Genomic DNA, 17,148 nt, shown 5'->3' with positions numbered 1-17,148 from the left:
GACTTGATCGCCTTCCGGTGGTGTTCTGCTGGTGTCTTTCACCCTTTCAGAACGTAACCGGAAACGGCTGCCGGCGGGATGTTCATGAGCACCACGAGACATATAGCCAGCCTTGACGGCCTGAGAGGGATCGCCGCCTTCCTGGTGGTGACATCGCATGTCGCCCTGCTTTATCCCGAAATGCCAGGCTGGTTCTCGCTGAATATCGGTGCGGAGGCGGTCCAGATCTTCTTTGCGCTCAGCGGGTTCCTCATGGCGAGCCTTTATGCGGCGCGACCGCTGGATCGGTTGACGGCAACCGATTATCTGGTTCACCGCTTCGCCCGCATCTATCCGGTCTATCTTGTCGCCGTGCTGTTCGTCGTGCTCCTGTCGCTCGTTCCCGGCCTCGATTACATCCATCCGATCCATGGCCCGGTCGAGATTCTCAGGCACGTCGTCCTCCTTGGATCGACCGGCGTGTTCTGGTCCGTTCCGCCGGAAATCCAGTTCTACCTCGTCTTCCTGCTGGTCTGGCTGTGCCTTTCCAATCCGCGCAGATACCGGTTTCTCGCGCTGTTGCTGGCCGTCTGCCTGGCTGTCGATGCCACCTTCGACTTCCCCGGACCGGGCATCCTGCTGCCGTCGAAGATCCATTTCTTCATGGCAGGCGTTGCCGCCGGTCTTCTCTTTGCTTCCGGCCGCTTGCGCCCCAAAGGCCCGATCGTCGGCATCGCCACGCTGGGGCTGCTCGGGTTCGTGTTTCTGTCGAAGATACTCATGTGGCGCGATGAACAGGAAGGCTGGGGTCTCGGAATGGCGGTGACCGCGGGCCTGATCGTCTTCCTGACGGCGCAGGAGAACGTCCTGTCGAGAGCGCTGCTCGCAAGTCCGCCGCTGCGGTTTCTCGGCAAGATCAGCTTTTCGCTCTATCTCTTCCATGTGCCGGTCATGTTTCTGTCGATGAAGACGCTTGGCATCTTCGTTCCCGGACCCGTTGCGGTCGTCCTCTCTCTTGTCTTCGCGATTGTCTTTGCGACCTATTCCTACCATCTGATCGAGGACCCGGTTCGCCGCAGACTGGTGGAAAGCTGGAAGCGGAGTCGGGCGCGGCGAGCCGTTGTCCTGCAGGGCGAGCCGAGCGCAAGAATCGCATCGACGGCGTGACCTTCCGACGTCTACAACAGAGCTTTTCCGACTCTGCTGAAGGACCGTGCGAATGCCCGTGAATGTTAAGCCCGTGAACACCAAGGTCGTCGCACTCAACATCCACCCGCTGAAAAGCGGTCGGGCCATTCCCGTCGATCATGCCGAGGTTCGGCTGGATGGCTTTGCAGGCGACCGCCGCTTCATGCTCGTCGATCCCGAAGGCACCTTCATCACCCAGCGCGAATGTCAGACGCTTGCCCGGATCAAGGCGACGCCGCAAGAGGCTGGCGTGGATCTCGAGATGGGCGACGCTCGCCTCTCGGTTCGGTTTGCGGGCGACCGGCGCATGGGCGTCCGCGTCTGGGCGAGCAGCGTCGATGCGGCCTGCGCGGACGATGCGGCCAACGAGACCCTGTCCGGCTGGCTCGGTCGCCCGGTCCGGCTCGTGCATATGGATGAAAAGGCCGAACGCACCGTGGGCGCCGAGTGGGCCGGGGAACCTGCGCCGGTCGGATTTGCGGACGGTTTCCCGATCCTCATCACGACCATCGGTTCGCTGGAAGCGCTCAACCGGACGCTCGCATCGAAGGGCGAGCCCATCGTCGGCATGGATCGCTTCCGCACGAACATACTCCTCGATCACGATACGCCTTGGGAGGAGGATCTGTGGGAAACGGTCGAGATCGGCGGCATCCGGTTCGACCTCGTCAAGCCCTGCGCGCGTTGCATCATGACCACGCAGGACCAGATGACCGGCGAACGCATCGGCGGCAATCCGATCGAGGCGCTGCGGGTGGAGCGCATGTCGGCCGACCGCAGGGTTCCTGGCGTGCTATTCGGCTGGAACGCGGTACCGCGCGGCACCGGGCGCATCACGCTCGGCGATGCCGTCAGCATCGTCTCGACCCGAACCGAACGCTGGCCCATGAAGCATCGCGCCTGACCCGATTTCGAGGCCATGCCTGCCGGCCAGCCAGTGCCGGCGGGCGACCAGCGCCAGCTTGCCGGCCGCAAGGCCAATGATGCTGCCGAGCGACTTCACCAGCGCATCGGAAAACCGCGCGTGCCGCGTCGGCGAGATCCATTGCAGCATCTCGATGAAGAAGGCGGCGGCGATGAGAAACAACGCAAGCGAGATCCACCGCCGTGGATAGGCAATGGCGAAGATGCCGCCCGCAAGTGCGAAAGCCGCCGCCCGGTCGAGGCCGACCATCGTCACGGTATGCGGCCGCCAGCCAAGAGGCGAGATCGTTACCGCGACGAGGACGAGAAGGGCGGCCCATGCGGCAGCGCGGAACAGGGAGCGAAGTGTCATCAAATTGTCATAGAACCAGTCGGTCCTTGTTGCAACGCACACACCCGTGAGGCCGCCGCGCCGGGACCTGCGCATCAATTGCATTGATCCAGGGGTCACGCGAATTCACTTTCGGTGCGTCGTCCGCTCACCTAAGCTGAAAAACCCGCATCGCCTTATCGGCACATCTTCCGGAGCCCGATCATGTCCGCCGCAATCCCGTCCGCTGTCGCCAGCACCCCGCGTCGCGGCCTGCCGTGGCTCATCATTCTCTCAGGGTCTCTGGTGGCGATGCTGACCTTCGGACCGCGCTCGGCGATGGGCTTCTTCCAGCTGCCGATGCTTGCAGATCTTGGCTGGGACCGGACGACGTTCGGCCTCGCCATGGCCTTGCAGAACCTTTGCTGGGGCCTCAGCCAGCCCTTCTTCGGCGCCATGGCCGACAAGTACGGCACCTGGCGGGTGCTCGCGATATCGGGCCTGCTCTATGCGGCGGGACTGGTCATCATGGCCTTTGCAACGGCCCCTGTCTGGCTGCATGTCGGCGGCGGGGTGCTGGTCGGCCTTGCCGTCGGTGCCGGGTCCTTTGGTACCATTCTTTCCGCCTTCGCCCGCAACGTCACGCCGGAGCAGCGCTCCATGGCTTTCGGCATCGGCACGGCCGCGGGGTCGGCCGGCATGTTCCTGTTCGCGCCGTTGAGCCAGGGCCTCGTTTCCACCTTCGGCTGGTCCGACAGTCTCGTCTATCTCGGCCTGATGATGCTGGTCGTACCGCTCGTCGCCATCCCCTTGCGCGGTAACGCCACCTCCGGGTCGCAGGCCCAGTCCGTCTACAAGCAGTCGATCGGGGAGGCGCTGAAGGAGGCGCTCGGACACAAGAGCTACCTCCTCCTCGTGTCGGGCTTCTTCGTCTGCGGCTATCAGGTGGCCTTCATCACCGCGCATTTTCCGGCCTATATCGGCGATATCGGCATCGATGCCCGATACGCCGTCATCGCGCTCGCCCTCATCGGCTTCTTCAACATCATCGGCTCGCTTTGCGCCGGCGTCATCGGGCAGCGCTATTCCAAGCCCTATTTCCTCTCGCTGATCTATATCGGCCGCTCGATCGTGGTTTCCGCGTTCCTGCTGGTGCCGCAGTCACCGCTCACCGTCGTCGTCTTCGCCATCGCCATGGGCCTGCTCTGGCTCTCGACGGTGCCGCCGACCAATGCACTGGTGGCGATTATGTTCGGCACGCGCCATCTCGGCCTCCTCGGCGGCATCGTCTTCCTCTCGCACCAGATCGGCTCCTTCCTCGGCGTCTGGATGGGCGGCTACCTCTACGATCATTTCGGCTCCTACGATCCGGTCTGGTGGATCGGCGTCGTGCTCGGCCTGTTCGCCGCCCTTGTGCACTGGCCCATCGAGGAAAAGCCTGTGGTCCGCCCCGCTGTCGCATGATGACAGGGGCTTATGCTCGGAATGATAAAAAGGGTTGTTGATGGCTTGATATTTGTCACAAAACTTTCTAATTCAGCAAGACCGGCAAAGCCGGTTTTGTTTTGACCCCTTTATGCTCAATATGAGTATATGACTGTCGTGGTGGAGCGGCGGAAAGCGAGGATGGCATGACCCAGGTATTTCAGGGGATGAACGGTCTATCGCCGGACGGCGCATCGCCGCCGCGTCCGCCCACAGCTGCCGAGCGCTACGGGGTCGTGCCCATGCCGGACCTCACTTTTACGCCCGAGATCGCGCGGGAGACCGAGCACCTCTACCAGAAGGTCCGCGACTTCATTCCGGCCTTCGAATGGCCGGTCTACGCACCCTATGTCGCAGCCATCAACCGGCTGAAACGGGAGCGCAACGCGATCATTCTCGCGCATAATTACCAGACGCCGGAGATCTTCCACTGTGTGGCCGATATCGTCGGCGATTCCCTGCAGCTGGCCCGCGATGCGACGCGGGTGGATGCCGAGATCATCGTGCAGTGCGGCGTGCACTTCATGGCCGAAACATCGAAGCTTCTGAACCCGCAGAAGACGGTGCTCATTCCCGATTCCCGTGCCGGCTGCTCGCTGTCGGAATCGATCACCGGTGCCGACGTGCGCCTGCTGAAACAGCGATACCCCGGCGTGCCGGTCGTGACCTACGTCAACACCTCCGCCGATGTGAAGGCCGAGACCGATATCTGCTGCACCTCGTCCAACGTGCTCGCCATCGTCGAGAGCCTGGAGAGCGACACGGTACTCTGCATTCCCGACGAATACCTGGCGATGAACGTCGCCAAGCAGACCAACAAGAAGATCCTGACGTGGAAGGGGCATTGCGAGGTGCATGAGCGCTTCACGGCCGGCGAACTCCTCGCCTACAAGGCCGCCCATCCCGGCATCGAGATCATCGGCCATCCCGAATGCCATCCGGACGTGATCGCGGTCTGCGACTTTGCGGGCTCCACCGCCGGCATGATCAACTACGTCAAGGACAAGCGCCCGCCAAAAGTGCTGCTGGTCACCGAATGCTCCATGGCTTCCAACATCCAGGCGGAGGTCGAGGGCGTAGAGTTCGTCAAGCCGTGCAATCTCTGTCCGCACATGAAGCGCATCACGCTGCCGAAAATTCTGGACAGCTTGCTGACCATGACGGACGAGGTTCTGATCGACCCCGAGATTGCCGACCGCGCGCGGATGGCCGTCGAGCGGATGATCAACCTCAAGCAGTAGTACGTTCAAAAGCCGGCGGAGGAGACTGCCATGCTGACCGATCATTTTCGTCCTCAATCCTTCAACGGCATCGATGACATCGTCATCGTCGGCGGCGGGCTCGCCGGCCTGTTCTGCGCGCTGAAACTCAGCCCGCGCCCGGTCACGGTGCTGGCCGCAGCGCCCATCGGCCACGGCGCGTCTTCGGCCTGGGCGCAGGGCGGCATCGCCGCCGCCATGAGTCCGGGCGACTCGATCGATAGCCACGTGGCCGACACGCTGACGGCCGGCGCCGGCATCGTGGACGAGAAGATGGCCCGCCGAATGGTGTCGGAAGGTCCGGCGCGCATCCACGATCTCCTGGCCTATGGCGTGCCCTTCGATCGCGATCTGGAAGGCCACCTGTTGCTCTCGCGGGAGGCTGCCCATTCGGAGCGCCGCATCGTGCGCGTGAAGGGCGATATGGCCGGGCGCGCCATCATGGAGGCCCTGATCGCCACCGTCCGGGCGACGCCGTCCATCCGCGTCGTGGAAGGCTATGTCGTCGAGGAGTTGATCCGCGAAGGCCGCTTCATTGCCGGCGTCGTCGCCCGGCCGGATGCAGGCCAATCGCGCAAGCGCATCTCCTTCCCGGCGCGCGCCGTCGTGCTCTGCTCGGGCGGCGTCGGCCACCTGTTTTCCGTCACCACCAATCCGCGCGAGGCGAGCGGGCAGGGCGTTGGCATGGCCGCGCGCGCCGGCGCCATCATCGCCGATCCCGAATTCGTCCAGTTCCACCCGACGGCGATCGATATCGGCCGCGACCCGGCGCCGCTCGCAACGGAAGCCCTGCGCGGCGACGGTGCGCACCTGATCGACCGCAACGGCCGCCGCTTCATGCTGGACATCCACCCGGACGGTGAACTCGCACCACGGGACATCGTCTCGCGCGGCGTCTTCGCCGAGGTTGCCGCCGGCCGCGGCGCATTCCTTGATTGCCGCAAGGCCGTGGGCGCGCATTTCCCGCAGGCCTTCCCGACTGTCTATGCCTCCTGCACGGCGGCAGGTATCGATCCGGTGACGCAGCCGATCCCCGTTGTGCCTGCCGTCCACTACCACATGGGCGGTATCCTCACCGATGCAGAGGGCCGCACCTCGATCGACGGTCTCTGGGCTGCAGGCGAGGTGACGTCCACCGGCGTGCATGGCGCGAACCGTCTCGCATCCAATTCGCTTCTCGAGGCTGTCGTCTTCGCCGCCCGGATCGCCGAGAACATCCAGGGCATGCTGCCGGCACCGCGCCAGGGCAACTGGGCCGGAAATGCCGGCGAGAGCGACGACCTCGTGACGGTCGAGGACAGCCCTCAGCTGGGTGAACTCCGCCGCACCATGTCCGCTTATGCCGGCGTTATCCGCGACAAAGCGGGCCTCCTCACCGCCGCCCGCACCATCGCTGCGCTGGAGCGCGACACGCCGCGTCTACGGTTCGCCAATATCGTCACGACCGCCAAGCTGATCGTTGCGGGCGCTCTCATGCGCGAGGAGAGCCGCGGCGGACACTTTCGCTCCGACTTCCCAGAACCGAGCGTGCAATGGCAACACCGGACCTTCATGACGCTGGACGAGGCCAACCGCATCTTTGCCGATGCAACGGAAACCGCCACAGCCTGACGATACCAGCTTGCCGAAGCACCCTTTTCGAGAGACCGACGATGACCGCTCTGCCGCCCTACCTTCCCACGCTCATGGTCGAGGATATCGTCCGAGCAGCTCTCCTTGAAGATCTCGGCCGTGCCGGAGATATCACCACGGCCGCCACCATCGCCCCGCATCTGACAGCGACCGCGAGCTTGAACGTCCGCGAAACCGGCGTCGTGGCCGGCCTCGACCTTGCCCGCGCCGCCTTCCGTCTCGTGGACCCGTCGCTGATCTTCGAAGCGCTGGCCGGTGACGGTGACCGGGTTGCCGGCGGCACGACGATTGCGCGCATCTCCGGCCCGGCGCGCGGGCTCCTGTCGGCGGAGCGGGTGGCGCTGAATTTCCTCATGCATCTGAGCGGCGTCGCGACCACCACGGCCCGTTACGCAGATGCCATCGCCCATACGGCAGCCAAGGTCTGCTGCACGCGCAAGACCCTGCCGGGCCTACGTGCCGTGGAAAAATACGCCGTGCGGCTCGGTGGCGGGTCGAATCACCGCTACGGTCTCGATGATGCGATCCTGATCAAGGACAACCATATCGCGGTATCGGGCGGCGTAGCGTCCGCCATCCGCGCAGCCCAGGCCTATGCCGGTCATCTGGTCCGCGTAGAGGTCGAGGTGGATGGGCTGGAACAGATGGGGCAAGCGCTGACGGCCATGCCCGATGCCATCCTCCTCGACAATATGGGTCCGGACCGTCTGCGCGAGGCGGTCGCGCTGAATGCCGCGCATTGGGGGCTCTCTTCGGAAGACTACGCGAGCGACCGGAGACGCACGCGCCTCGAGGCTTCGGGAAACGTCGATCTCAAAACCATCGCCGCCATTGCCGAGACGGGTGTGGACTATATCTCCACGTCCAAGATCACCATGGCGGCGCCGACGCTCGATATCGGTCTGGATATCGGGATCGACACGCCTTAACAGAACTGCGCGGACATCTCACGGCCCGGTATCCGACCAGGAAACCTGTCGGTCGCGAGATGGTTTGCGCTGCATGAACGACAACGGAGACGACATTTGAGCGATATCTGGATGTTCATCCTCATCGGCTTTTTCGCGCAACTGGTCGATGGCGCGCTCGGCATGGCCTTCGGGGTCCTGTGTACCACCGCACTTCTCGCCTTCGGCATGCCGCCGGCGGTGGCAAGCGCCATGACGCATATCACCGAAGTCTTCACCACGGCAGCCTCCGGCGCCTCCCATGTCTGGCAGCGCAATGTCGACTGGAAGCTCGTGATGCGCCTTGCACCGGCCGGCATGATCGGCGGTATTCTCGGCGCCTACGTTCTCTCCAATATCGACGGCAAGGTCATCGAGCCCTTCATCTCCGTCTACCTTATCCTCATCGGCATCTACATTCTCATCAAGGCGTTCCGGCCGATGTTCCAGCGCGACGTCCACGACTGGACGGTTCCGCTGGTCGGCTTTGCGGGCGGGGGTCTCGATGCTGCGGGCGGCGGCGGCTGGGGACCGATCGTCACGACATCGCTCATCGGACGCGGCCACGACCCCAAGAAGGTCATCGGCTCCACCAGCCTTACCGAGTTTGCCGTCACGCTGACGATCTCCGCGACCTTTATCGTCACGCTGGGCTGGTCGCAGCTCGACGCGGCGGTAGGCCTCATCATCGGCGGCGTTCTCGCGGCCCCCATCGGCGCCTATATCGTCAAGCACCTGCCGGTCCGACCGCTGATGGTCGCGGTGTCGCTGATCATCATCGCCACGTCGGTCGTCCGCTTCTTCTAGCAAGGGCGGAACGGTCGGCGTCACGCGCTCGTGTAGGAACCTCGGTCATCGCGGGACGTTGCGTCCATGCGGTTCTTCGAATGCGCGAAAAAGGAACCCGGAGATCGGGACCACAGGGAAGGAACATCATGACATCGGCGCTGATCACTTTTGCTGCAGCTACACTCTCAGCCACGCTGGCAGCCACCGTCGTCGCAGCGGTCCCCGCTGCCGCGCAAATGCAGTCCCAGACCGCCACCGCGAGTTTCGTCGGCAAGGACGACAAGGAAACCGGCCGCGCGCTTCTGACCGCCGGAAAGAACGGCGTGCTGATGGAGGTCGAAGTCACGGGCCTGCCGGCCGGCACGTGGGTCGCGTTTCATGTGCATGAAACCGGGAAGTGCGACCCGGCGCACGCGCACCAGTCGGCAGGCGGGCATTTCAATCCGGACAAGACGGAACACGGTTTCCTCGCCGCAAACGGCCCGCATGCCGGTGATATGCCGAACCAGTATGTGGGTTCGGACGGCACGCTTCGCGCTCAGGTCTTCAACAGCATGGTGACGCTGGACGACAAGGCCAACGGCATTCGGGGACGTGCCCTGATGATCCACGCCAAGGCCGACGACAATCGCAGCCAGCCATCGGGCGACGCAGGCGATAGGCTCGCCTGCGCCGTGATCAAGTAAATCCGGCCTGTTTCGGATTATGGATCGAGAGGGCCGGGGTCATCGCCCCGGTTTTCTTCCGTCTGGTCGTCGGGCTGGGCATCGGCTTGCGGCTTCACCGCAAACTCGTCCTTCACCCGCTTCAACATGCTGCGCGTCGTCGCCCACCAGTTCGGCGTGGAAACCCAGTAACGCAGCGTCACGGTCGCCCCGTCGCCCGCAAGTTCGGAGATGAATACGGCCGGTGCAGGGTTCGTCAGCACGTTGTCGTTGCCACGGGCGATATCGAGAAGCCGCTGCATCGAATCGTCGATGTCCTGATCTGCCCCGACCGAAATCGCCAGATCGTGTTTCCGCGTCGGCAGGCGGCTGAAATTGCGGACCGGCGTGTTCCAGAGCGTCGAATTGGGCGCAAGACGATAGACACCGTCGGAGTCCACCAGTTCGGTTGCGAAGAGCCCGATTTCCCGGATCGTGCCGGTGACGCTGGACGTCTCGATGGATTCTCCCACCCGGAAAGGACGTAGAACCAGCAGCATGATGCCGGCGGCGATATTCTGCAGCGTGCCCTGCAGCGCAAGGCCGACGGCCAGACCGGCAGCACCCAGCGCCGCGATGATCGAGGCTGTCTGCACGCCGAACTGCCCGAGCACGGTGACGAAGACCAGTACCAGCAGGGCATAGCGGATGATGTTGGAGAAGAACCGGGCCAGCGTCTCGTCGATGCCATGCACGCGCTTCAGGCCGGCATAGGCCCAGTTGTGCAGCAGCCGGGCAATGAGCCAGCCGGCGCAGAGCAGCACAAGCGCCCCGACGATCGAGAACGAATACTGCACGGCCAGAGCGGACGCCTGACTGAGTGCCGTGCGGGTGGCAAGGATGACATCTGGCTGTTGTGGTTCCATGAAAGGCCCTCTTCGTTGGAAGGAGGGGACATGGAGCGGGAGGCCCGCGGGTCAACCGTTTGGGCTGTCCTTGGTACGCTTCACCGGCTACCGAGCTTTAGCCCCGGCGCCGGTCTCTCGTCGAGGATCTGCCGGCGAAACCGGAAGAGCGCGGCCGGCCGGCCACCGGTCGCAGAGGTGGTCATGCCGGTCGGCTCCACGAGCGCGGCACCTTCGACAAGCCGGCGGAAGTTCTGCTTGTGCAGGTGCCGCCCAGAAATGGCTTCCACCGCGCCTTGAAGATCGGTCAGCGTGAATTCCGGGGCCATGAGTTCGAAGATTACAGGGCGGTATTTGATCTTTCCCCGCAGCCGCGCCACGGCGGTCGCGACGATCCGTCGGTGATCGTGCCGCATGGCCTGACCCACGGGCTCGAAACGCCGGCCGGCGTCGATGGTGTCGCGCCCTTGCGCATCGCTCGCCGCCTCCCCAACCAGCCCCGCCTCGTAAAGCAGCTCGTAGCGCTCCAGCACGCGCTCCTCGTCGAAGGGAAAATCGTCCAGCCCGAAGGCGAGCCGTATGCGGCTGCGACGGCTGGCGGGGTCCGCGCGTTCCCACGTTGCGAGCGCCGGCAGGATGACGCGATCGAGAACCGCCGGGCGCCCGTGCCGCCAGTCCTCCCAGGGCAGGTAGACATACCACTCCCGCCAGTCGGCTCCGGCCTGCGACAGGCGCACGGTCGTCTCGGCGTCGCTGCGCGTCAGGGCGAGGTAGCCGACGGAGACCATGTGCAGTCTGTCTTCATTCGCCAGCCGCTGCCGGCCGCGATCGCCGAAGGTGTAGAGCTGCTCGATATAGCCGAGATCCAGCGCCGTCTGCTGCTCGACGCGCGCCCGCAGGCTGGTTTCGAAGGTGCGATGCGTTGCGGGGTTGAACGGGCCGAAGGGCAGGGCATCGCGCCCGCCATCGCCGCCCTCGCTGACGACGAGAATGCGCGGTGTCCGCTCGATCATCGCGACGATGGCCGCGTTGAGGCCGATCTCGACGGTCATGCCACCCAGCATGGCTTCACCCGGCATCGGCAGGCACCATGGCGGCCTCGGGAAAAGGATCGAACACGAAGGGCGTATTGCCATCCGCATCCTTGCCGCGGCCGATGCGCTTCATGGCGGTGACCAACCGGCCGTTGCGGCCGAGCATGGCGTCGCCGATGGCAATCAGGCGCGAATTCGGCGTCGCGAACGGCGATGCCATGCGCAGCCGGTCTGCCAGCGCATCGTCGTCCTGATCGGGCGCGATGGCGAGTGCGGCAATGGCGGCGGCGGCCGGCGAGCGGGAAACCCCCATCCAGCAATGCACGAGCAGCGGCGTCTCCCGCTTCCACCCGCGCGCAAAGGTGACGATGCCATCGACATGCTCCTCGGCGGGGGCGATCAGCTTCTCATTGCCGGCGAAGGTGATGTCGTTCAGCCCGAGCGTGAGGTGTCGCGTCGCGGCGATGACGCCCGGCCGGTGAAACGTGTGTCCCACGGCCATCAGGCTCAGCATGTCGAGACAGCCGTGCCGAACGGCCATTTCGCCGATCCGCGCCAGCGGCGAGACGACGATGACGCTCATGTTCCCGCCCTTTCCGACACGCGAGCGCCGGCCCGCTCCGCCTCGATCGCCTCGAACCGCGCGATGAACAGCCCCTGCGCCTCCAATGCGGGCAGGGGTTCGATCGCCAGCATATCGCGGGTGATGCCGCGCGGCTGCCCGAAGATGCGGCGTGCCTCTTCCAGCGTGAAGCCTGCCAGGACCGTCGCCTCGAAGAAGGCTGCGATCTGGTCGGCCTTCTTGATGCGCTCCTTTACCGCCTCCGGCGTGATCGGCGGCAGGCCGAACCGCAGATGGATCGCGCCTTCGAGCCGCTTCTCGACCGCCTTGTAACCGCCGCCGACCACGGCCTTGAACGGGGATATCATGTCGCCGATCACATATTCCGGCGCATCGTGCAGCAGCGCCATCTGGCATTCCGCAGCGCTCGCCTTGCCGCTTCGGCGAAAGATGTCCTCCACGATGAGCGAATGCTGGGCGACGGAAAAAGCATGCGGCCCATCCGTCTGCCCGTTCCATCGCGCCACGCGCGCCAGTCCGTGCGCGATGTCGGAAAGCTCGACATCGAGCGGCGACGGATCGAGCAGATCCAGCCGCCGGCCGGAAAGCATGCGCTGCCAGGCCCGTGGCGACATCAGGCGCCGGCCTCGGACGGTTCGGCAGCGGCATCGGGGGAAGGCACAGGGAAGGCAAGGCCGGTCCAGGCGGGAAGTGCGAGCGCCACCTTGACCTCGCCTGCCAGCATATCGGTCTGGCTTGCCAGGGCGTCACCGGCCTTGTCGATCCGCACGATGGCGAGGCCACGGTGTCCGGCCACGCTGCCGAGCGTACCGATCGACTTGCCGCCAGCGGTGATCGCCGTTCCCGGCGCCGGCAGGTCGGACACACCCTCCACCGTCACGACGCGCCGCCGTGCCGTGCCGCGATGCTGCATACGGGAGACGACTTCCTGTCCGACATAGCAGCCCTTGCGGAACGAAAGACCGCCATTCTTGTCGAGAAGGATGTCGTGCGGAAAGGCATCCTGCAACGCATAGTCCGCGCCGGAGACGGCGATGCCGGCCGCAATCCGCGCCGCATCGACGCGACCCTCGGTGTCGGGCATGCCTTGGGTGCCATACATCCGGTAAGCGGGAGTGCCCGTGTTCGCAAAACGCACATCGACAAGCGCACCCTCGGCCGCATCGAAAGATACGGCGACATCTGTTTCGGTCTCCAGTGCAAGCGCGATGGGCGCGCGAAGCTTGTAAAGGGTCAGCCGCTTCAGGAGGGCAGGCGCCTGCTCCGCGCTGGTCTCCAGCCGCAATCCCGTCTCCGTCCGGCTCACCAGAAAGTCGAAGAGGATCTTTCCCTGCGGCGTCAGCAAAGCGCCGGGGCGCACTTCGTCCGCTGTCAGTTGCATCAGATCGGTGGTGATCAGCGCCTGGAGAAATTCTGTCGCTGCCTCTCCGGATACGGTGACGAGAGCGCGATCGGGAACGGCGAAGAGAGACATGGTCGATCCTCAGAGGGCTGGGATGCCCTGCGAATGAAAACGGTTGAGCGCCTGCGCAGGCTGCACACGTGCGATCACGTGGACCGCCGCGGATCGTCCAGAGGTAGGCGTTCGCCCGGCGCACTGCAAGCGTTTCGGCACGAGCGGAACGGCCGCTCGGGTCAGTCGCCGCCGATGAAAAACTTCCACTGCCCGTCGGGCGTAATTCCGATGCGGTAGAAGTTGTAGCTGCCGAATTCCTGCATGGATGCGACGTCGCCGGCCGTGACGAGACGCATCAGGTCCACCTTTTCCGGCGGCGTCAGGCTGTCGAGAGACTTGGCCGCGAAATAGGGCCAGACATACATTTCGTCCGGCGTGCCCTTGTCGATCACGGTAAAGCCCGTGGACAACACGTCCAGCATGATGGCGAGAATTTCGAGCCCGTCCGCATCGCCGGAAAGCCCCTTTACCGCAGCGACGGGGTCGGTTTCCTCCTCGCTGTCGCCAATGGCCGTTGCCGTCTCGCCCTTGCCGAGCAGCGGACGCAGGCGTTCGATATCACCGGAGGCAGCAGCCTCGACAATGAGTTCGCGCATCCGGGCGACGGGTTTCGGGATCTTGGAGATATCTGTCAGCACCTCCACAGGCCCATCACCGGCCTCGGCAGGCGTCGCGCCCGGCCGCTGCCCCTGATTTTGGCCGGGAGTCTCGCCCTCGGCCTTGCCTTGTCGCGGCGACGTCGTCGGCTTGTTCACCAGCGGGTCAGGCATCGGAATGCCGCCGGGAGAAATCGAGTCGTCCTTGCTGGGCTCTGCGGGCGCTTTCGGTTCTTCCGCCGCCGCATCGCCAGGAATCGTGCGCAACTGGCTCAGCGCGAAGGCCGGTGCCAAGGGCATGAGGCAGGTCGAGGCGAGAAGGGCGGTGAACGCTAGTGCACCAAGAAGAGCGGATGGGGTTCGGCTGTTCGACGAACGTGTCATGGCACTCTCGTTACGGCTGGGGCGTCGGCTCATGCATCTCGCCCAAAACTGTGCAGCGGTCTCAGGACGACGACTTGCATAACTAGAATCTAAAGCGGATTGCGTGAAACCCTGATGATGCAGAACGATTCAAGCGGCGCTCCGCATCGGGCGGTTGCTACTGAAGCGAACGCTGCGGAGAAAACTCGCCGGCCAGCATCCGCTCGCGCAGCGAATTCAGCATGGCTTCGGCCCCGTCTTCGCCATGCAGGCGGATCGTCTCGCGCATGGCGAGCGCGATGGCGGCGTCGGCGATGATCTCCGGCTCGATGCCATCGGCCATGCCGTCTGCCCAGGCCTCGTTCTGATGTTCCAGGGCCGCCTGCATCTTCTCGTGGACGATCATGTCGTCTATCTCGTTGAGGCTCTGTTCCATCGATCGTTCCATGCAATTTACGCTCTCACATCGCGCCGCATCGGAATCGCGGCGCCACTTGTTACCATGGTCTTAACAAGACTAGCAGTCTTTTACCGAAACGACACGGCCCGTTCGAAAAAAGGTTAACGGAGCCCTAATTTCCAAAGCGTGAGACGATTTCGGCAGCCAGTGTTGCCCCTTCGTCACGGTAGCGCTTGTCGGCCAGGACGGCGCTCGGGGTACAGCTTGTATAGACCGAGGCGAAACTGCGATAGCCCCTGTTGAAGGCGGCAGTGAGCCGCGCCTTGCGATCCGGCTCCCCGCCGGCCTCCCGGTCGATCAACGCCTGCATGTCGGATCGCCATTCCCCGGCTTTTGCATCCGCGCAAAGCGTCCGCAGATAGGTGACGGACCCCACGATCTCCGCCATGCGCATCAGCCTTGCGTCGTATGGTGCGGGCTTTACCGCATGCGCATCGCCGCCGGGCGTAGGCGCGGTGGCAGGCGGCGGCGTCTGGGCCTGTGCGAGAGACGGTGGCAGGCTGCACAGCAGGAGAGGGCCGGCGATTGCGAGGCACAAGGGAAACTTCGGTGTCATGGCGGCGAAAATGCCCGGTTCCGTCATTTTCGCAAGTCCCACCGTGTCCCTCATGCCCCTGTTTCTCTCGCCTCTGTTCCACTCGTTCTTACCGCTTCGAGCCGTTCGATGCACTCGCGCACGCTTGGCGGGGCCGGCAGGTCGGCGATCTCCTCGGCCGTGTACCAGCCGAGACTTGCGGCATCATCTCCCGCCACGGCTTCGGCGTCGATATCGGCCTCGACGCGAAACACCGACAGGAAAAAGTGCCGGCCGGCTGCGCCATCCGCCCTGTCTGCCGGCAGGTCATAGGTCGCGAACAGCGCAGGCGCCGAGCCTGTGATGCCGGTTTCCTCGAAGAGTTCCCGGACCGCCGTTTCCGCCGGCGTCTCCCCCGGCTCCGCCCGTCCGCCGGGAAAGGCGAACATCTCCGCAGACGGTGGCTTGGAGCGTCGTACGAGCAGATAGCGATCGTTGCGCGTAACAACGGCGGACGAGGCGAGGGCAGGCCGGGGAGAGGCGGTCATGGCGGTTCCGTTATGGTTTTGCGGACGAATCGATCCTACATCAGGCAGGGGCATGAGCGCGACCAAATGAAAGGCGCGGCGGCCCGGAGTGTTTAAGGATCGGCCGGGTGCGCGGCAGCGGCGGTAAGAAACAGGGGTCGACATCATGTGCGGACGCTATGCGCTGACGGTAACGCCCGAAGAGCTGGAGGAGGCGCTGGCCGTCATCGACGCCGGCGACTTTCCGCCGCGCTACAACATCGCGCCGACCCAGCCGATCATCGTCATCACCGCAGCAGACCGCACCGACCCGCGCAGCAACACGCCGCCACGCCGGACAGCGCTCGTGCGCTGGGGCTTTCTGCCGGGCTGGGTCAAGGACCCGAACGAATTTCCGCTGCTCCTGAACGCACGCGCCGAAACGGCCATCGAGAAGGCCTCTTTCCGTGCGGCCATGCGTCACCGCCGCGTGCTCGTGCCGGCGTCAGGCTTCTACGAGTGGAGACGCCATCCCAAGGAAAGCGGTCTGCCGTCACAGGCCTACTGGATCCGGCCGAAATCCGGCGGCCTCGTCGCTTTCGGCGGCCTGATGGAAACTTGGGCCTCTGCCGACGGCTCGGAGATGGATACGGGTGCGATTCTCACGACCCGTTCCAACACGGCGATGTCGTTCATTCACGAACGCATGCCCGTGGTCATCCGGCCTGAAGACTTCGCCCGATGGCTCGATTGCAAGACGCAGGAGCCGCGCGACGTTGCCGACCTGATGGTGCCGGCCGACGACGACCTGTTCGACTTCGTGCCGGTTTCCGACGCCGTCAACAAGGTCGCCCATACGACGCCCGATATCCAGACCCCTATCGACCTCACGGCACTGGCGCATGCGCCTTCGAAGCCGGACAGAAAGAAGCCCGCACCGGCAGGGCCGCCGGACGATGGAGACGGCCCTCAGCTCACGCTTTTCTAATAACGCCAGTAACGGCAGGCCTTGTGAGGCGCTTCCTGGCGAGCGATCAGTGCTCGCGCCAGTCGCGAACGCGATCGGCAGACTTTGCCGGCTGCGCCGATGCCTTGGGCTTCTGATGCAGCGCCGCGGCAGCGACGGCCTTCAGGCCCAGCGGGCGATAGCGGTCGATCAGCTTTTCGTTCTTGGCTTCGGCCTCGGCCGTGTCGGTCTTGCGTTCCGTCATGTCACTCTCTCCTGATTAAGATTCCGTCCCGGGTCGGGCGTCGCTTGGAAGAAACCGTCTTTCGACGATTACAACCTGCAGCACCTCGTTTGTTCCCGGAGATCCGAACGTCTCGCATTGTCCCCGCAAGCTCGAATCTCCTGAAATTCTGCGGCTTTCAAACGTTTCAATCATGACAAATTCATGTCCATCCTGCGAGCATTTTGCGCGCTAAAACATGCTGCAATGCAACCGGTTTCATGCTGCGGCGCAACCGAGCTGTCCACGTGATCCGATCCCTCGATCCAGTGGCCAAGTCTCGAGACGTAAGGGTGAACCCCCTTGACCAAGGGGGCGGTAATAGCGATAAAGCCGCCATGAAAA

Annotated in this window: 20 protein-coding genes; 9 read left to right on the top strand and 11 right to left on the bottom strand. The window is 64.3% G+C overall.

What is annotated here, in order from left to right; genetic code table 11:
• Positions 1-84: 84 nt before the first annotated feature.
• Together BSG19_RS12400 and BSG19_RS12395 are read left to right on the top strand one after the other, a co-directional pair.
• Positions 85-1,146 carry an acyltransferase family protein gene (locus BSG19_RS12400; RefSeq protein WP_170865942.1) on the top strand — a complete coding sequence of 354 codons (1,062 nt, stop codon included), beginning with the start codon at positions 85-87 and terminating at the stop codon, positions 1,144-1,146.
• Between the two features lie 52 nt (positions 1,147-1,198).
• Positions 1,199-2,071, top strand: a complete 873-nt coding sequence (locus BSG19_RS12395; RefSeq protein WP_092988194.1) for an MOSC domain-containing protein — start codon at positions 1,199-1,201, stop codon at positions 2,069-2,071.
• Here the strand turns inward: BSG19_RS12395 and BSG19_RS12390 are convergent.
• On the bottom strand, positions 1,961-2,443 hold the full coding sequence (locus tag BSG19_RS12390) for a VanZ family protein (protein WP_092988192.1): 483 nt from the start codon (positions 2,441-2,443) through the stop codon (positions 1,961-1,963). The two genes, BSG19_RS12395 and BSG19_RS12390, sit on opposite strands and share 111 nt — an antisense overlap.
• Before the next feature lie 183 nt (positions 2,444-2,626).
• Between BSG19_RS12390 and BSG19_RS12385 the strand changes: the two genes are divergently transcribed.
• The 6 genes from BSG19_RS12385 to BSG19_RS12360 all read left to right on the top strand — a co-directional run bounded on the left by BSG19_RS12385 (position 2,627) and on the right by BSG19_RS12360 (position 9,199).
• Complete coding sequence (locus BSG19_RS12385; RefSeq protein ID WP_092988190.1) at positions 2,627-3,865, top strand: MFS transporter; 1,239 nt, start codon at positions 2,627-2,629, stop codon at positions 3,863-3,865.
• Between the two features lie 188 nt (positions 3,866-4,053).
• Positions 4,054-5,127 carry a quinolinate synthase NadA gene (nadA, locus tag BSG19_RS12380; RefSeq protein ID WP_092988188.1) on the top strand — a complete coding sequence of 358 codons (1,074 nt, stop codon included), beginning with the start codon at positions 4,054-4,056 and terminating at the stop codon, positions 5,125-5,127.
• Between the two features lie 30 nt (positions 5,128-5,157).
• Positions 5,158-6,756, top strand: coding sequence for an L-aspartate oxidase (locus BSG19_RS12375; protein ID WP_092988186.1), 1,599 nt, complete (start codon positions 5,158-5,160; stop codon positions 6,754-6,756).
• Positions 6,757-6,797: 41 nt separating this feature from the next.
• Entirely contained in the window at positions 6,798-7,706 is a 909-nt protein-coding gene (gene nadC, locus BSG19_RS12370; protein ID WP_092988184.1) for a carboxylating nicotinate-nucleotide diphosphorylase, read from the top strand.
• A 111-nt stretch (positions 7,707-7,817) separates the two neighbouring features.
• Entirely contained in the window at positions 7,818-8,531 is a 714-nt protein-coding gene (locus tag BSG19_RS12365) for a sulfite exporter TauE/SafE family protein (protein WP_092988489.1), read from the top strand.
• A gap of 218 nt (positions 8,532-8,749) precedes the next feature.
• Positions 8,750-9,199 carry a superoxide dismutase family protein gene (locus BSG19_RS12360; RefSeq protein WP_244529242.1) on the top strand — a complete coding sequence of 150 codons (450 nt, stop codon included), beginning with the start codon at positions 8,750-8,752 and terminating at the stop codon, positions 9,197-9,199.
• A 17-nt stretch (positions 9,200-9,216) separates the two neighbouring features.
• Here BSG19_RS12360 and BSG19_RS12355 read toward each other — a convergent pair whose 3' ends face one another.
• From BSG19_RS12355 to BSG19_RS12315, 9 genes are all read right to left on the bottom strand, one after another.
• Positions 9,217-10,083, bottom strand: coding sequence for a mechanosensitive ion channel family protein (locus tag BSG19_RS12355; RefSeq protein ID WP_092988180.1), 867 nt, complete (start codon positions 10,081-10,083; stop codon positions 9,217-9,219).
• A gap of 80 nt (positions 10,084-10,163) precedes the next feature.
• Positions 10,164-11,141: an NUDIX hydrolase gene (locus tag BSG19_RS12350; RefSeq protein WP_092988178.1), complete on the bottom strand. Its 978-nt coding sequence runs from the start codon at positions 11,139-11,141 to the stop codon at positions 10,164-10,166.
• A complete protein-coding gene (locus tag BSG19_RS12345) occupies positions 11,131-11,679 on the bottom strand; it encodes a tyrosine phosphatase family protein (protein WP_092988176.1) in 549 nt (182 codons plus the stop codon). Before BSG19_RS12345 ends, BSG19_RS12350 begins: the two co-directional genes overlap by 11 nt.
• The gene (locus BSG19_RS12340) at positions 11,676-12,296 is read right to left on the bottom strand and encodes an HD domain-containing protein (protein ID WP_092988174.1); all 621 of its coding nucleotides are present in this window, start codon (positions 12,294-12,296) and stop codon (positions 11,676-11,678) included. Before BSG19_RS12340 ends, BSG19_RS12345 begins: the two co-directional genes overlap by 4 nt.
• Complete coding sequence (locus tag BSG19_RS12335; RefSeq protein WP_092988172.1) at positions 12,293-13,153, bottom strand: CAF17-like 4Fe-4S cluster assembly/insertion protein YgfZ; 861 nt, start codon at positions 13,151-13,153, stop codon at positions 12,293-12,295. Before BSG19_RS12335 ends, BSG19_RS12340 begins: the two co-directional genes overlap by 4 nt.
• 161 nt (positions 13,154-13,314) lie before the next feature.
• Positions 13,315-14,115 carry a hypothetical protein gene (locus tag BSG19_RS12330; RefSeq protein WP_092988170.1) on the bottom strand — a complete coding sequence of 267 codons (801 nt, stop codon included), beginning with the start codon at positions 14,113-14,115 and terminating at the stop codon, positions 13,315-13,317.
• 157 nt (positions 14,116-14,272) lie between these two features.
• Positions 14,273-14,542: a hypothetical protein gene (locus BSG19_RS12325; RefSeq protein WP_092988168.1), complete on the bottom strand. Its 270-nt coding sequence runs from the start codon at positions 14,540-14,542 to the stop codon at positions 14,273-14,275.
• Between the two features lie 124 nt (positions 14,543-14,666).
• On the bottom strand, positions 14,667-15,137 hold the full coding sequence (locus BSG19_RS12320; RefSeq protein WP_244529218.1) for a TIGR02301 family protein: 471 nt from the start codon (positions 15,135-15,137) through the stop codon (positions 14,667-14,669).
• Positions 15,138-15,160: 23 nt separating this feature from the next.
• A complete protein-coding gene (locus BSG19_RS12315; protein ID WP_092988166.1) occupies positions 15,161-15,616 on the bottom strand; it encodes an NUDIX hydrolase in 456 nt (151 codons plus the stop codon).
• Between the two features lie 145 nt (positions 15,617-15,761).
• Here BSG19_RS12315 and BSG19_RS12310 point away from each other — a divergent pair, with 145 nt between their 5' ends.
• Positions 15,762-16,562 carry an SOS response-associated peptidase gene (locus BSG19_RS12310; RefSeq protein WP_092988164.1) on the top strand — a complete coding sequence of 267 codons (801 nt, stop codon included), beginning with the start codon at positions 15,762-15,764 and terminating at the stop codon, positions 16,560-16,562.
• Positions 16,563-16,608: 46 nt separating this feature from the next.
• Here BSG19_RS12310 and BSG19_RS26060 read toward each other — a convergent pair whose 3' ends face one another.
• Positions 16,609-16,785: a hypothetical protein gene (locus BSG19_RS26060; RefSeq protein WP_170865941.1), complete on the bottom strand. Its 177-nt coding sequence runs from the start codon at positions 16,783-16,785 to the stop codon at positions 16,609-16,611.
• Positions 16,786-17,148 lie beyond the last annotated feature (363 nt).

The sequence above is a fragment of the Rhizobium sp. NFR03 genome (genome assembly GCF_900111275.1).
GTDB lineage: Bacteria > Pseudomonadota > Alphaproteobacteria > Rhizobiales > Rhizobiaceae > Ferranicluibacter.
This window is presented reverse-complemented; position numbering and strand designations above follow the sequence as displayed.

Bases quoted from the DNA above. Each gene is read 5' to 3' on its own strand.
- BSG19_RS12350 (WP_092988178.1), bottom strand. From the start codon at position 11,141: ATGCCGGGTGAAGCCATGCTGGGTGGCATGACCGTCGAGATCGGCCTC.
- BSG19_RS12365 (WP_092988489.1), top strand. From the start codon at position 7,818: ATGTTCATCCTCATCGGCTTTTTCGCGCAACTGGTCGATGGCGCGCTC.
- BSG19_RS12395 (WP_092988194.1), top strand. From the start codon at position 1,199: ATGCCCGTGAATGTTAAGCCCGTGAACACCAAGGTCGTCGCACTCAAC.
- BSG19_RS12385 (WP_092988190.1), top strand. From the start codon at position 2,627: ATGTCCGCCGCAATCCCGTCCGCTGTCGCCAGCACCCCGCGTCGCGGC.
- BSG19_RS12375 (WP_092988186.1), top strand. From the start codon at position 5,158: ATGCTGACCGATCATTTTCGTCCTCAATCCTTCAACGGCATCGATGAC.
- BSG19_RS12400 (WP_170865942.1), top strand. From the start codon at position 85: ATGAGCACCACGAGACATATAGCCAGCCTTGACGGCCTGAGAGGGATC.
- BSG19_RS12310 (WP_092988164.1), top strand. From the start codon at position 15,762: ATGTGCGGACGCTATGCGCTGACGGTAACGCCCGAAGAGCTGGAGGAG.
- BSG19_RS12335 (WP_092988172.1), bottom strand. From the start codon at position 13,153: ATGTCTCTCTTCGCCGTTCCCGATCGCGCTCTCGTCACCGTATCCGGA.
- nadA (WP_092988188.1), top strand. From the start codon at position 4,054: ATGAACGGTCTATCGCCGGACGGCGCATCGCCGCCGCGTCCGCCCACA.
- BSG19_RS12390 (WP_092988192.1), bottom strand. From the start codon at position 2,443: ATGACACTTCGCTCCCTGTTCCGCGCTGCCGCATGGGCCGCCCTTCTC.
- nadC (WP_092988184.1), top strand. From the start codon at position 6,798: ATGACCGCTCTGCCGCCCTACCTTCCCACGCTCATGGTCGAGGATATC.
- BSG19_RS12345 (WP_092988176.1), bottom strand. From the start codon at position 11,679: ATGAGCGTCATCGTCGTCTCGCCGCTGGCGCGGATCGGCGAAATGGCC.
- BSG19_RS12355 (WP_092988180.1), bottom strand. From the start codon at position 10,083: ATGGAACCACAACAGCCAGATGTCATCCTTGCCACCCGCACGGCACTC.
- BSG19_RS12360 (WP_244529242.1), top strand. From the start codon at position 8,750: ATGCAGTCCCAGACCGCCACCGCGAGTTTCGTCGGCAAGGACGACAAG.
- BSG19_RS12325 (WP_092988168.1), bottom strand. From the start codon at position 14,542: ATGGAACGATCGATGGAACAGAGCCTCAACGAGATAGACGACATGATC.
- BSG19_RS26060 (WP_170865941.1), bottom strand. From the start codon at position 16,785: ATGACGGAACGCAAGACCGACACGGCCGAGGCCGAAGCCAAGAACGAA.
- BSG19_RS12315 (WP_092988166.1), bottom strand. From the start codon at position 15,616: ATGACCGCCTCTCCCCGGCCTGCCCTCGCCTCGTCCGCCGTTGTTACG.
- BSG19_RS12330 (WP_092988170.1), bottom strand. From the start codon at position 14,115: ATGACACGTTCGTCGAACAGCCGAACCCCATCCGCTCTTCTTGGTGCA.
- BSG19_RS12320 (WP_244529218.1), bottom strand. From the start codon at position 15,137: ATGACGGAACCGGGCATTTTCGCCGCCATGACACCGAAGTTTCCCTTG.